This is a genomic window from Tolypothrix sp. PCC 7601, from assembly GCF_025677855.1.
Classification (GTDB): domain Bacteria; phylum Cyanobacteriota; class Cyanobacteriia; order Cyanobacteriales; family Nostocaceae; genus Aulosira; species Aulosira diplosiphon.
Map to the genome: position 1 here is coordinate 7,515,338 of NZ_CP064879.1, position 14,749 is coordinate 7,530,086.

Here is a 14,749-nt window from a genome sequence, read left to right on the forward strand (position 1 = left end):
GTTTCAAGCTTATTTACGTTTCGTAACATGGTTTGGTTTATTTCCACGAACTTACTTAATGATTCCGGTATGAGTCGATAATTTTATGTGGGTAAATTTCTACTGGATTGTGTAAATTGGCTCAATAATCAAAAGTGCGATCGCCTGTTGATTGCAGTAGTAAAAGTACCTGAGAAAACAATAGGCTTGGGTTAAGCTCATTAGTGATTGATTTGTCACTTATTAAACAAGCCAGATCAATTGGGGGATTCTCCCCCAAACCCCCGATTGGGTGACGGTTGCGTCCCCCAAACCCCCTCCAAAATTATTGTTCGGTTTTTTTGTTGAGTAACTAGTTTTTTGGTTTTGTTAAGTAGTTAAACAAAATTAATTACACAATGTCATTGCGAATGGAGCGGAGCGTAATGAAGCAATCGCAAGGGTTGAGATTGCTTTGCTGCGCTCGCAATGACTGTAATTAATTTTGCGTGGTTACTTATCAATTAATTTTCTTAACCCAAGCGTATTGCCTTAGAACAATTCCCATCCTAAAGTTTGGGCTACCTCGTTAGATATAGTAACGGGGTTGAAAGGTTTAGCAATCACGCCAGCGACACCCATCTGGGCAAAACGACGGCGATCGCTCGGTTGTACTTTTGCTGTTAACAACACTATGGGAATCAGTTGTGTAGCGGGATCGGATTGCAGCTTCTGACAGACATCAAATCCACTCATATCGGGCATAGAAATATCTAGAAGAATGGCATCCCAATGTCCGGTTTTTACTGTCAGTAATGCGTCACTACCCGACTGAGCTGTGCTGACTTTCCATCCTGCCATTTCTTCTAAGGATACTTGGATAATACGACGAATATCAGGTTCGTCATCAACAATTAAAACGCGTTTCGTCATAACTTGTGAGGCAAAATAAAACTCATTACTGAAATTCAGGCAACTCTTAACTGATGCAATTATATGTAATTAATTTTGTTTACTTAATTTTCTCTGATTTAGTGGCAACGTAAAATAAAAAGTGCTACCTTGCCCAACAATGCTTTCTACCCAAATCTGTCCGCTATGTTGTTGGACGATGCTTCTACAGATTGCTAAACCTAATCCTGTTCCACCTTTTTGACGAGAATCGGAGACATCAACTTGTTGAAATCTGCCAAAGATAGTCTCTAATTTATCCGTGGGAATACCTCGTCCTTGGTCTTTAATAGAAAAGAGAACATAAGGGCTAGTCATAGGAAATTTTGTCTGTTTTAAGTTTAATTCCTCAGTTACTAACTCTGCATTGAGCCAAACTGTACTGTTGGCGGGAGAAAATTTAATGGCATTGCTGAGGAGGTTGATGAGAGTTTGCACGATCGCATCGGGTGCAGCCGTAATGGTGACAAATAAGGGGGTGAATTCTAGGTTAATGGCGGCTTGGGTAGCAATCACTTGCACGGTGTCTACAGCTTGCTGCATTAAGGTATTAATTTGGCAAGTCTCCATCATCAACTGAGTTTTGCCAGAGTCCAAACGTTCTAAGTCAAGAATGTCGTTGACTAGACGTACTAAGCGATCGCAGTTATTCAAGGCAATGGTTAGCATTTCTTTGGCACGTTCTGGGCGTTTTGCAAAAATTCCTGTTCCTAGCATTCCCAAAGCGCCATGAATAGCTGTTAAAGGTGTGCGAAGTTCATGACTGACGACGGAGATAAACTCGTCTTTCATTTTGTCGATTTGTTGGCGTTCGCGCAGTGCAGCTTGTTGTTCGCTAATATCCTGAATTTGAGCAACAAAGTACAGAGGCTGGCGATTCTGGTCTCTTACTAAAGAGACACTGATGAGAATCCAAATAATAGACCTGCTTTGATGAATATAGCGTTGTTTGAGTTGATAGATGCGTTGTTTCTCTTTTAATACTTGCGTTGCAGCTGCTAAATTGGTCTCAATGTCATCGGGATGGGTAATCTCTAGGGAATTCAGCCTTAACAGTTCGGCTTCGCTATAGCCTACCATTTCACACAAGGAACGATTGACTTGTAAAAACTGCCCATCAGGGGAAATTAAGGCCATACCAATTGCTGCATCATCAAAGGCACGACGGAATTTTTCTTCACTCTCTCGTAGTGCCGCCTCTACTTGTTTGCGATCGCTAATCTCTTGGACTATCCCATGCCAAGCAATCTCTCCGTTTTCCCTGTTTTCGGAGCGAGAATTGGCCTGAATCCATTTAATCTTGCCCGAAGGTGTAATAATGCGCCATTCATACTTAAACGGTTGCATATTTTCAATACTGGATGCAACTGCCTGTTGATAACCCAAACGATCATCAGGATGCATCTGGTTAATGGTAATGGCAGCATCTTCAAGGGCTGTTGTCACTGAAACTTCATGTATTTCCTCAAATGCTGGACTGAGGTATTCATAACGAACTGGGCCACTGGGGTATTCAACAACGGTATAAATTACTCCCGGTGAAGTGGCTGCTAAAAGCTGAAATCTTTCTTCGCTTTGCTGTAGAGCAGTAATTATCCGCTTAATATCAGTAATATCTGTCACGCGGACAAGATACATAGATTGTCCTGCTACCTGAATCATTTTGATAGCTAAATTGCCCCAAAAGGAATCTCCCTTTTTGGTTAGGTATTCCACTTCTCGACTCCAAAATCCCTGCTGTTCGATTTTGATAGCAATCTCAGCCAGTTCTTCCTCCATGAATTTTTGTTTCTGTAGGATATTGCCTTGAATGCCAATTAATTCAGCTTTACTTTCTACCTCAAACAACTCAACAGCGCGCTGATTGCAATCCAGAATCCGTCTGTTTGGGGGTAGTTCTACCAAAAAAATGGCATCGGCAGATTCATTAAAAATTGCTTCTCGCAATTCTCGGACTTGTATTAGTTCTAGTTCTACCTGTTTGCGTTCTGTGTAATCTTTAAATATAGAGAGAATGTAAGGTTTGCCTGCTAATTCAATCCATTCTGAAGAAATTAAGCCAATTTTAATTTCCCCTGATTTGGTTCGCAATTCCAACTCAAAATTGTATACACGCTGCTCAGTTCGTAATAACTGACACATTTGTGATAATTTTTCCGGTTGTACTGCTATTCCCAGTTCTAAAGGAGTATGACCAATCACCTCTGCACGAGAATAGCCAGTAATTTCTAAAAAGCGATCATTCACCTCGACATAGCAGCCAGTCTCAAAGCTAATAATATGAATAAAATCGGGGCTATTGCGGAAAATTTTGGCAAATTTGTCCTCAGATTCATTCAGAGCAAGTTTAGCGCGTTCAAAGGCTGCTTTTAAATCTTTAGCTGTCTGATTAAAAGATTTAGTTAGTAGCTGGAGTTCTGCGATCGCAATTTTTTCTGATAGGGGTTGCTGCCATTCTCCTTGTGCTAAAGCCTGACTAGCCTCGCTCAACCGGACAATCGGCTTGGTAATCCTGCTTGCCGTAAATATACCAATACAGATAGTAGCAAATAGCGTTAGCCAACAGAAGATCACCGTCTGAGTTTTATTGGCCTCAATTTCTCTCATAAAGTCGGATGCTGGTAACGATGTTACCACCAGCCAATCTAAGCCATAGCGATCGCTGTAAGGAAAGATTTGGACAAAATACCGTTGTCCATCAACCTCTAAACTCATTTGAGTATCTTTTTTTATGTGACGGAAGCTACCAGACTTTTTCAAGATTTGTTGAGCAAGCGATCGCGTTTGCACATCCTGACTCTGCACAGCTGGCAATCTTTGCAGTTGACCTTTTCCCTGGGATAAATCAGGTATTTCTAAAGTAGAAGTCGCTACCAAATCTCCAGAACGCTCCAAAATAAATGCTTTACCTGAAGGTGAGAACTGCAAATTATCTAAAAAAGTACTAATTTCTGACAACAACACATCAGAAAAAAACACTCCTTGGAAGTTACCGCCGCGATCGTAAATTGGAGCCAAGGCCATAATTCCTAAAGAAGGAGTGACTTTATGCAGAAAAATTGGCGACCAAGTTTGTTTTTTAGCAATTTTGGCATGAACATACCAAGGTAGCTGGCGGTTATCAACTTCTAGGGTGTAAACAAGTTTTTTGGGCTGTCCTTTGGAGTCAACTAAATAATGTTTCCGTTTGCCTAAATGAGACTTTTGCAGTTCGCTCAAGAAGACAGTACCAATCGACAAATTTTCTTTTGTCAGCTGTTTTGCTTGTTCTACTATCTCTTGACTTTGAAGCCGCCCGTAACCAATTTGTTCACCCTGTGCATTGACAAAGAAATTACTACCCAGCAATGGAAATAGGGTAATTTGCTGCCACAAGTAGTTACGTAATTGCCCAAAATCTTGAATATTTAGACTTCCTTGCTCTACAGCTTGAGCGTTGATCGCCATTGCTTGCTGCTGAGTTTGCAAATAACTATCGAGGCGATCGCTAATGCGGTGGCTCACTTCATGCATCAGCCGATTCGCTAAATTTTCCACAGCTTGCTCACCGCTGCGATCGGAAAAATAACCCACCAGCCCAACTGCTCCAATTGTTTGCAAAACAAAAGGAATTAATAATACCCACCGCAAAGAAATTTTTGTCAGGGAAGGACGTAGAGGAAACATAGGAGCAGGGGAGCAGCGTTGACCATTCTATGACTTTTCTAGTCTATTGCCTTCATTGCTTACTTTTCCTTAGGGACTTCCAAATAAAAAAATATCCCAGTATTTATTGTGGGGTGGACATCTTGTCCGCCCAGCTTATGTGGCGGGCAAGATGCCCGCCCCACAAGATGGAATAATTTATTTCTTGGAAATCCCTTAATTGCATTCTTCTCCCTCATCTTGTGTCCAGTTCAAGATTTATCATGAAGGCAGCAGCGAACGGACAGCATAGTGCTAAAGGAAGAAACTTGCAACTGAAAAAATATTCCATCCCTGCGGGACGCTACGCGAACGCTATGTCAGCAGAGGAGAAAGAATATGTTCCCCTGAAAGTGGGATAATTTATATTTTCTGGAAAATGTCCAGAGAGTAGGGGAGAATTATCTGAAATAAGTGGGGTATTGTTCTGAATGCCAATCAATCAAGTCAGAAAAGCGGTAATTCCTGCTGCTGGTTTTGGTACTAGATTATTTCCTGCAACTCAAGTTGTCAAAAAAGAACTTTTCCCTATTATTGACCAAGATGGTAGAGCTAAACCTGTAATTTTAGCAATTGTAGAAGAAGCAATTAGTGCGGGTATTACAGAAGTAGGAATTGTTGTCCAACCTGATGATTTAGGAGTTTTTACAGATTTATTTAAAAATCCACCTCCAGAGGAACTTTGGCAAAAACTTTCACCAGCCAATCAAGAATATAGCCAATATCTGCAAGAATTGGGTAAGAAAGTTGTGCTATTAACCCAAACACAACAAGAAGGATATGGTCATGCAGTATTCTGTGCAAAAGATTGGGTAAAAAATGAGCCATTTTTATTAATGTTAGGCGATCATGTTTATAAATCTGACATTGATAAATCTTGTGCGCGTCAAATGGTTGAACTTTATGCCCAAGTGAATCAAAGTGTAGTCAGCTTAACTACAATGCCCTCTGCAATCATTAATAAAGCAGGATGCGTCACAGGAGTGTGGTAAGAGTTCAATTCGCTGTTGCAAATCACTCAACTAGCAGAAAAACCCAGTATTGATTATGCACGCCAACATCTACGAGTAGAAGGTATGGCAGAAGATGAATTTTTATGTGTATTTGGCTTATATATATTGACACCAAACATTTTTGATTACTTGGCACAAAGTATTCAGGAAAATTTGCGCTATCGTGGCGAATTTCAGTTAACAACTTGTTTGGATCAATTATGTCAGGCAGAAGGAATGACAGGTTATGTGATCAAAGGTAAATGTTTTGATACTGGTTTACCAGATACCTATCGCCAGACATTAATTGATTTTCGCTAATATGACAGCAACTCACGCTGAATAAATTGCCTAACCACTTCGCTGAACCCGTTGCTGCAGGGTATGGGAATTGACCGCGCCCTGGCAAACTTTCCTTGGCGTAGCCTCTCCCTTTGGGAGAAGACAAATTTTGAATTGATATTAATTTGTTTTTGAGCCTCGATAAATGCGCTCCCATTGTTCTGGAGAAAGTTCTGTCATGGGAAACCATTCATATTCAGAACTAGGAAGTTGCTTGGGTAATCGAACTGCTCGTTGTTCATTTTTTGGGAAATCTATGTCCCCATTGCTAATTAACGGGGGGCTAATTAAAGTTTCATCTATTTCTGATGGGGGCAGATGATTTGGAAGTAATACATAGGCGTGCTGTTGTGGATTGTATACTAAAACATCTCCTGTCTCAATTTGATATATCCAAGCGTAAATACTCACCATTCGCGTAATCCAAATCGGAAATAATTAATTCCCAAAAAACCATGAAATTCCTACTATATATAGCTTTGGTTTTGGTAATCAGAATAGAAAGCTTACACTTACCCGATTTCCCTCAAAGATTTCAGTAGGAATCTGAATGTATCGGTGCGATCGCACCGTCATCGCACTGTGAACTAACCACGCCTCTAAAGGGTATATGGATAAAAGTTTGATGCGATTAATCCTTTTTTTGTAAGCCTTTTAACCATTTTGATGAATTCTTTATTTTCAGAATCGATTACGCGAACGATGAGTAAATACTAAGTTGTTTTTGGTGTAGTTTAGAGCGAATCACTGGATAAGTCCGGAGATTTTCGATTTGAGTCAGTACATTCTCCGCAATAATTATTTCTAATAATTCTTCGCCTTTATAGTGGCTATAGTTATCTTTTACCAGCCGTCTGGTTGCCTCTGTATACTTGAGCCAGTCATGTACAAGCGGCATTTCTACCCGCAAGCTGTCTAATTTCATTAACCCTTTCATGGCACCACAATGTGAGTGTCCACAGACAATAATTTGTTGAATATCTAATGCTTGAATAGCATATTCAATTGTTGCCCCTTCACCACCATTAGTCGCACCATAGGGTGGAATAATGTTGCCTGCATTGCGGATGACAAATAATTCGCCTAACCCAGCTTGTGTAATTAGGTTGGGGTCGATACGCGAATCGGAACAAGTAATAAAGAGAACTCTGGGCTTTTGACCTTGAGAAAGTTGTTCAAATAGTTCTTCATTGGCGGGGAAATAACTACTTTGAAATTCGCGCAATCCTCTAATCAGTTTTTTCATCTGGCACCTAAATCAATATGGTCATAATTGAAATTTTTCGGATAATTATTTACCCAAAAATGTGAGATAATATCAATCAAAATTATTGGCTAAATTCATTTAGTCATATCTCTGAATACATTGCCTGTGAAACCTATTATTGTATTGCTGAAGTAATGTTACTCAACTACTATCTTTAGTTATACATTTAATTTAACAGCAATCTGCAATTAGGAATAAAGTTAGTATTTTCTCTAACTGCATTAAGTCTTGTTAGTACTCATCCTCACAAGTGAGGCAATACTTGTCGGTTAAGGGGAAAAGGGGCAAGAAAAAACCTTTAATCCTTACCCTTTCACCTTTTCCCCAAACCAAATTAAGAGTTTAAAATCCTTAACCGAGCAGTATTGACAAGTGAGGATCTAAGCAATCAGTATCTCTCGCTACAATATTGTACATCTACAACAATTTATCTATCGCCAATATTATTTTTATTGGTATCAGTAGGAAAAAATAATCACAAGATTTTGATAGTTGCACAAGAATCAGATAGTAGGGAATCAATTCTTTCCTGAAGCTAAAAATAATACATTTGCAGAGGGTTGTATGACAAATGTTAATTACTGGCTATTGACATTAAAACTTTTCACAGTCTTGGGCTGCTCTTTGGTTGCGGGAGTCTTCTTTGCCTTTTCCACTTTTGTGATGAGTGCTTTGGCTCGGCTTCAGCCTAGAGAAGGCATTGTTGCTATGCAATCCATCAATATTACAGCCATCAATCCGTGGTTTATGGTGGCGCTATTTGGAACAGCATTGGCTTGCTTGTTTCTGGCGATCGCATCACTATCAAAGTTACATCAACCTGGTGCAGTCTACTTGCTGCTTGGGAGCCTATTCTATCTCGTAGGTACAATTCTGGTAACAATTGCTTTTAATGTACCCCTCAATGATGCTCTGGCGATCGCCAAACCAGATAGCACTGAGGGCGCAAATCTCTGGGCTAGATATCTTGCTAACTGGACATTCTGGAACCATGTGCGAACAATAGCGGCATTTAGCGCAGCTGCTTTATTGGCGATCGCTCTCTGTAAGCAATAGTTATACCAAATCAAATAATGTTTGCGACACATCAATATATTCTAGAGGGCAAGGCATTGCCCATACGTGTCAACTTAAGCTAAAAGCGATATAGGGCGGGCGTTGTACAAATACCTCGCGCCCTCATCCCCTAACCCCTTCTCCTTGGGGAGAAGGGGAATTAAATCTCTTGCTCCCCTCTCCCGGCGGGAGAGGGGTTGGGGGTGAGGGCGAAAACCTAGCTACAAAGCGGGTTTCACGTTAAGTTGACACCAATGGGCAATGCCATGCCCCTACAATCTGTCGCATTCTTTTTTCAAATTGGTATTAGTTGAAAGATGAGTGCTGAGTGTTGATTAAAAGTCAATACAGTGCAGTTAAGCTCATTAGCGATTGATTTGTCACTTATTAAAGAAGCTAGAAGAATTGGGGGAGAATCCCCCAAACCCCCGATTGGGTGACGGTTGCGTCCCCCAAACCCCCTCCAAAATTATTGTTCTGTTTTTTTGTTGAGTAACTAGTACAACAAGGCAAAAGTCAAAAGTGAGCCAGTGCGGTGGACGGGTTCCCAAGGCACTCCGTTGGGCGGCTTTGCCGACTTGAAGGAAGTGCCGTCGGCATAAAGCAACTGGCGAACTCCGCAGGAGTCAAAAGTCAAAAGAAAGAATACTTATACCACAAGCCTTTTAGCAATTACAGATGGTCTGTTTCTCTTACAAAGTTTGGCGGGACGGAAACCGACACCGCCAACTTTGCGCTATTTACGCCGACTTGTACTAGTTTTTTGGTTTTGTTATCAATTAATTTTCTTAACTGAACTGTATTTGATTAAAAGTAGCATTCTAATTTTCATGCAACGCTTGAGAAATCCAAAATATCAAATCCAAAATCTGGTCAAATTGCTACTTCAAGATTACCAATGACTGCATCCTTATGATCATTAATTAACAGCAGTATGACATGATGCTGAACTTAAGCCAGAAGCGTAGGGGGTAGTTGTAGAAGGATCTGCTGTGAGGATGACTGTACCATTGGGGTTAACATACCAACCTTGGGCTGGGGGTGGTAGTGGGGAGACATGGGTTTTGGCTGTGGCGATCGCATTTGTTGAAGATTCTGCTTGAGTAGAAGTAGACTCAAAACTTGCCAACGTGTTACTGCTGAGGGGTTCGCTGGGGCGGGGTGGTAATCCTCCGCGTCCTGAGATAATAAACTGACTCCGACTCTGGGTCTTTTGTGCTGGACAGGCTTGCGCTACTACTTCTTCGGGTTTAGCAATTTCTGGCGATAAGTCCAAAACTTCTGGATTTTTACTAGTATCAAATGTCAATATCTTTACTTGTCCATCAATGCCGAACTGAGAACTGGCACTAATCTGGCATTCTGGGCACACAAACAGAGCTTGAGCATTAATACTAATATTGCCGCCATTCCCCTGAAAGGCATTGGCAATGATTTTACTACCTTCTAGCAAAGTCACAAAATCAGCAGGGCTGTTGCCAGTAATTGTAATGTTACCTCCATTGCCAGTCCCGCCTGTTTCTGTAGATATTTGACTGCCACCACGCATCACTAGAGAATTTGTCCGCAAGAAAATGTTGCCACCTTCGCCGGATATGGTTGCAGCTGAAATGCCACCTCTAGTATCGATAAAAGTAGAACCAGCATTAATCTTCAGGTCTCCGGCATTACCTGAGCCTTCGTTGCGGGCGGTTACTTGCGCTCCATCCTTGACCACTAATCGACTAGTATTAATCGTCACACCACCAGAAGCACCACTTGGTGCAGGCGGTAGTCTAAACAACTGCCTAGTGATTTCACTTTCTATATTGGCTCCAGAACTGATTTGAGAGGGAATAGAAGTTCCCACAATTGTGCCAGTTACTTCTACAGATTGCGGAGCGTTAATTGTAATGCTTCCGGCTGAACCAGTAGCAACAGTAGAAGCATCAACCCTGCCACCATCCCGCACAAATAGCTTGGGTGTATTGATAGTCAAGTTACCAGCATTGCCACCATTGAAAGTTGAAACTCCCACAATACTAGGCTTCAAAAAGCTGGGTTCTACGCCGATGACTTCTACATAATTAGTTGCATTGATGCTAATATCTCCGCCAGAACCAGTACCAAAGGTTGCAGCACCCACAGTTCCCCCATCAGCAATGGTCAGCTTTCCTGTGGACAGGTTGACATTTCCCGATTTACCTAAACCGAAGGTGGAAGCACTGATAAAACTGATGGCACTGGGATTAAATGGTACAAATCCACTCACTTGTACAGAATCGGAGGCATTGACATCGACATTGCCACCTGCCCTATCTGTAAAGGTAGCAGTGGAAATGCTGGCTCCTCCCCGGACAACTAAATTTTGGGTGGAAATGGCAATGTCTCCTCCTTTACCACCAAGCAAAGTTACAGGTGAAAAGAAGAAAAACTGCCCTTGTCTGATGCTTCCTCCCAATTCGGATGTAATACTACCTCCGCTATCTAACAAAATAGAGCCAGCGTTCACCTTCACAAATCCGGAATTTCCTGAGCCATCATTTCTGGCTGTGACTGTAGCACCATCTGTAATCCGCAACTGACCTGTATTAATTGTCACATTTCCAGAAGCTCCACTGGGTATGGGAGGTAAGCCCAACAGCTGTTGCAAGCTGGGATCGACTAAATTGGCAGCGGAGCCAATCAGACTGGGATTGACTGATCCTAATACTGTACCTTTTACTTCCACGAACTCAGGGGCGTTAATGGTAACATCACCAGCTGCACCACTGGCAGAGGTTAAAGTACCAACTCTCCCCCCATCTTGAACTGTTAATTTGGATGTATTAAGTGTCAAGTTACCGCTATCTCCGGCATTAAATGCAGTCACCAATAAAGCGCTGGGTGCAAAAAAGTTGGGTTCCACACCCATAATTTCTACAACATCAGCGGCATTAACATTCAAATTTCCGCCTTTACCGCTACCAAAAGAAGCAGAAGCGATCGTTCCTCCTCCTGTGGCGCTGACACTTCTAGTTGATACGGTGTTATTGCCAGAGTTTCCTGGGCCAAAAGTTGCAGCAACAATAGAACTAGTAACGCTAGGATTAACAATACTTGCGCCATTCACTTGTAACGAATCCAAGGCATTGATATTGATGTTACCGCCTGTGGCTGGAGTGAAGGTTTTCGCAACGATGCTGGCTCCACCTTCCACAACTAAATTTCTAGTGGAAACAGCAACATCTCCCCCACCACCAAGTCCCACTGTTTCGTTTGTGAGACTGCTGCGAATATTTCCGTCTGTACTGACACCACTGACTTTGACAGACTCGGAAGTATTCACTTGGATGTTGCCATTTGGTTGAAACCCTTGATTTTGAATCAAAACTAGTGAACCATCGCGTACTACAAGGTTGCGCCCTTGCACTTGGATAAAACCATTACTACCACTAGCATCTGCTAAGGCTTTTTGAGATAGCTCAATATCGCTGAAACTAGGTACTCTCTGATAATTGAAAGTCCAACCGCCAACAATTGGATTCAGGTTAACCAGACCTCCAGCCACGCTACCTAATTCTATTCGTCCACTTTCTGCAGTGAGAGTACCCCCATCTAAGCTGAGATTGCCACCAATCAAAGCTAGAGTCTGCCCTGGTTGTACCCGCAAACCTGTTAAACTATTGCTTCTGGTTACAGGTGAGAAGATGGGATTGCTCACCGTGAAATTATGACCTGTACCTTGTACGCGAATTGCTGCGGGATTCTGCCCAAATTGCAAGCCAACGGGAACGCTGATTGTCAGTAAAGGAGAATTTTGAGTATTGGTAGCACTAAATTCTGTACCATCGGCAAATATGAGGCTACTAGCCGTAGTTCCTAAAAAAGAGCCACCTATGTTTAGTTGAGCATTAGCACCAAAATTAATCCCACTCGGATTAATTAAAATCAAATTTGCGCCATAGTTTTCTCTGATTAATCCATCAATATTAGAAATTGATCCACCTGTAACTCGAGTAATAATATTGACGATATTACTTGTATTAGGACTTTGCTTAAAAAAAGCTTCACTACCATTAAAAATAGAAAATTCTCTTAAGCTGTGAAATAGGTTATTACCAGCTTGTGTGCCTCCGGTAATTTCAAAAACATTATTAATTTGATTGACATTGCTTGGTGTCGGCAGCGTTCCATCTGAGGAAATTTGTGCCTGAGCGATATTATTTGTTAATATACAGCAAACAACTGTACTGCTAGTAAGTAAAATCTTTTGAGCAATCTGTCTCATTTGGAAAAATATAATTAACAGATTAAGTTTATTGAAACTTACTTAAGTGCTCTTTTTATGTGAACTTTAAGTAAATTTTCAGGACACTTGGCACTAAACACCCGCGATCGCATTTGGCAAGTCATGGAACTGAGCCGATTTTTGACGGATTTAACCGTTTAAATTAGTATAACTGAAAATTTACGTGAAATTACTGACTATTTTATTTTTCTTAGAAGTTGCAGAGGAGCAGAGATAGCTAGTAAAGGCTGTGTTAGGCTGAGAGTAAAGCTTTGACTTGACCAAAACGGCGATCGCGTTTTTGGTAACTCAACAAAGCCTGATGAAATGCTTCTGTATCAAAATCTGGCCAGAGAATATCAGTAAAGTACATCTCTGTATAAGCCATTTGCCATAATAGAAAATTACTCAAGCGCATCTCGCCACTAGTACGAATCAGTAAATCTGGTGCTGGAGTATCTGCTGTGTAGAGATATTTTTCTACAAGGCTTTCATTGATTGCGTCTACACTGAGTTGACCTTTTTGCGCTAGTTGCGCTATTTGACGACAGGCTTTTGTGATTTCGGTGCGACTACCGTAGTTGACTGCAACAGTAAAGTGAATTGCTTGATTATGCAATGTTTCTGTCATGGAACGTTCCATTTCTGTTTGCAGAGATGGAGGTAAAGCTGATAAATCGCCAATAAAGGAAATTCTCACGCCTTCTTGATGCATCTGGGCTAACTCGCGGCGTAGCAATCGTTCAAATAAGTGCATGAGAAAGTCTACTTCTTCAATGGGACGTTGCCAATTTTCAGTAGAGAATGCATAGGCGGTGAGGGCTTTAATTCCCCAATCTTTGCAGCAGCGTAATAGTTGTTTGAGGGTGCTTGCGCCTTGGCGATGTCCGGCGATGCGTGGTAATCCTCGGCTAGTAGCCCATCTACCGTTACCATCCATAATGACGGCTACGTGTTGGGGAATTTTTTCGGGGTTGAGGTCTGGGGGTAGGGAATTCATGAGATTTTTGGTATTGATGTGTGGATCTGTGGAAGGCTCACGCAGAGGAGAGGGTGAGGCAATACTGCTCGGTTAAGGATTTTCAACTCGGAATTGGGTTTGGGGAAAAGGTTAAAGGGTAAGGGTTAAAGGTTTTTTCTTGCCCTTTTTCCCCTTCCCCTTTTACCCTTAACCGACAAGTATTGGAGGGTGAGGAGGTTATCGGGTTTCTAGTAGATGATTGAGATATTCTGGGGTGAGGCTGTTGTGCCATGTCCAGAGGCGGTGCATGGTGTGGCTGGAGGTGTATAGTAGGGTGGCTTTGTTGGTGAAAGTCCAAGCATTCCAATTGAGTGTCGCCATCATCCGGCGTAGGGTACGGATGAGGTTGTTACGTTGATAGGTTTGGGAACGGGTTTTGATCAGGGTTTTTCCTACTCGTATGAGTCCGGTATCAGGGAAAGCCCAGACTCCAAAGCCCCAGAATTTAGTCATGTGGTTGATTTCATCTTTGGTGAGTTCTTCGAGAACATCTTGGAGTGCGCCTGTGGTGTGCGCCATCAGCCACAGGTAAAGACAGGTTGCACCATATTCTGTAGCTACGCGATGTAAGCCGTGGCGATATAGGTCTTCTTGGGGGTCATTTGTGGGGAGATAGCCTCTAACGATGCGCTGTTTAGGGGTGATTTTTTCGCCTGTTAATTGGGTGTAAATCTTCATTAATGCGGGTGTGTGTTGGCGTTCTTCTTTTTCCCACAAGCCAATTTCTTGGAGTTCGCCGTTTTTACTGACTGTTCCACCGACAAACCGTGCCATTTGCGGATGTAATTTCTCTAAATACTTGCGGCTGGTTTGGGTGTAACCGCGAATTGGGGCTTCTGTGTCCATTGCACCAATTAAGATGGATAAAAATACTTCTGGGTTGATGCCGATAATTTGATTGCGGTTAATAGCTTGCCAATCAATAGGTTTCCAAGGGCGCGGTTGGGGATTGGTAAATTGTAAAGGTAAATCTTGCAAGCGTTCATGGAGTTTTTCATCTGCAAGATAGTTATCTATTAAAGAATTAATTCTGTGCTGTATTTGCCAGTAATTCAGACTAGAAAAGCTTTGCGCCGCCGATGTTTCTATTTGTGGGCTGGCGGTATTCAGCATAATGTTTATAATTTAACTCTATGCCCAATAGCCTAAGCGATCGCACTTTCTGTTGTCAGTCGGCTGAAGTTGGCACTTTTATCTGATGTGGTTGCAAAAGTTGGTAAAAAAGTAGG

General features: G+C 41.8%; 8 protein-coding genes and 3 pseudogenes. 3 read left to right on the forward strand and 8 right to left on the reverse strand.

Annotation, left to right across the window (positions count from 1 at the left end):
• Positions 1-510: 510 nt before the first annotated feature.
• From HG267_RS30515 to HG267_RS42035, 3 genes and pseudogenes are all read right to left on the reverse strand, one after another.
• A complete protein-coding gene (locus HG267_RS30515; RefSeq protein WP_045873160.1) occupies positions 511-891 on the reverse strand; it encodes a response regulator in 381 nt (126 codons plus the stop codon).
• Between the two features lie 69 nt (positions 892-960).
• The gene (locus tag HG267_RS42030) at positions 961-2,532 is read right to left on the reverse strand and encodes a PAS domain S-box protein (RefSeq protein WP_411863274.1); all 1,572 of its coding nucleotides are present in this window, start codon (positions 2,530-2,532) and stop codon (positions 961-963) included.
• Positions 2,515-4,575: pseudogene (locus HG267_RS42035) on the reverse strand (PAS domain S-box protein); the annotation flags it as partial. The pseudogene HG267_RS42035 and the gene HG267_RS42030, both read right to left, overlap by 18 nt.
• Positions 4,576-4,817: 242 nt before the next feature.
• Between HG267_RS42035 and HG267_RS30525 the strand changes: the two are divergent.
• Both HG267_RS30525 and HG267_RS30530 read left to right on the forward strand, forming a co-directional pair.
• On the forward strand, positions 4,818-4,955 hold the full coding sequence (locus HG267_RS30525; protein WP_155539528.1) for a hypothetical protein: 138 nt from the start codon (positions 4,818-4,820) through the stop codon (positions 4,953-4,955).
• 69 nt (positions 4,956-5,024) lie between these two features.
• A pseudogene (locus HG267_RS30530) lies at positions 5,025-5,906 on the forward strand (sugar phosphate nucleotidyltransferase).
• Between the two features lie 141 nt (positions 5,907-6,047).
• Here HG267_RS30530 and HG267_RS30535 read toward each other — a convergent pair.
• Together HG267_RS30535 and HG267_RS30540 are read right to left on the reverse strand one after the other, a co-directional pair.
• Positions 6,048-6,341, reverse strand: coding sequence for a hypothetical protein (locus HG267_RS30535; RefSeq protein ID WP_045873158.1), 294 nt, complete (start codon positions 6,339-6,341; stop codon positions 6,048-6,050).
• Between the two features lie 289 nt (positions 6,342-6,630).
• Positions 6,631-7,173: pseudogene (locus tag HG267_RS30540) on the reverse strand (carbonic anhydrase); the annotation flags it as partial.
• 585 nt (positions 7,174-7,758) lie between these two features.
• Here HG267_RS30540 and HG267_RS30545 point away from each other — a divergent pair.
• The gene (locus tag HG267_RS30545; protein WP_096621775.1) at positions 7,759-8,250 is read left to right on the forward strand and encodes a DUF1772 domain-containing protein; all 492 of its coding nucleotides are present in this window, start codon (positions 7,759-7,761) and stop codon (positions 8,248-8,250) included.
• 919 nt (positions 8,251-9,169) lie between these two features.
• Here HG267_RS30545 and HG267_RS30550 read toward each other — a convergent pair.
• The 3 genes from HG267_RS30550 to HG267_RS30560 all read right to left on the reverse strand — a co-directional run bounded on the left by HG267_RS30550 (position 9,170) and on the right by HG267_RS30560 (position 14,633).
• Entirely contained in the window at positions 9,170-12,499 is a 3,330-nt protein-coding gene (locus HG267_RS30550) for a filamentous hemagglutinin N-terminal domain-containing protein (protein WP_052335346.1), read from the reverse strand.
• A gap of 253 nt (positions 12,500-12,752) precedes the next feature.
• Positions 12,753-13,499, reverse strand: a complete 747-nt coding sequence (locus tag HG267_RS30555) for an isoprenyl transferase (protein ID WP_045873155.1) — start codon at positions 13,497-13,499, stop codon at positions 12,753-12,755.
• 198 nt (positions 13,500-13,697) lie between these two features.
• Positions 13,698-14,633: a ferritin-like domain-containing protein gene (locus HG267_RS30560; RefSeq protein WP_045873154.1), complete on the reverse strand. Its 936-nt coding sequence runs from the start codon at positions 14,631-14,633 to the stop codon at positions 13,698-13,700.
• Positions 14,634-14,749 lie beyond the last annotated feature (116 nt).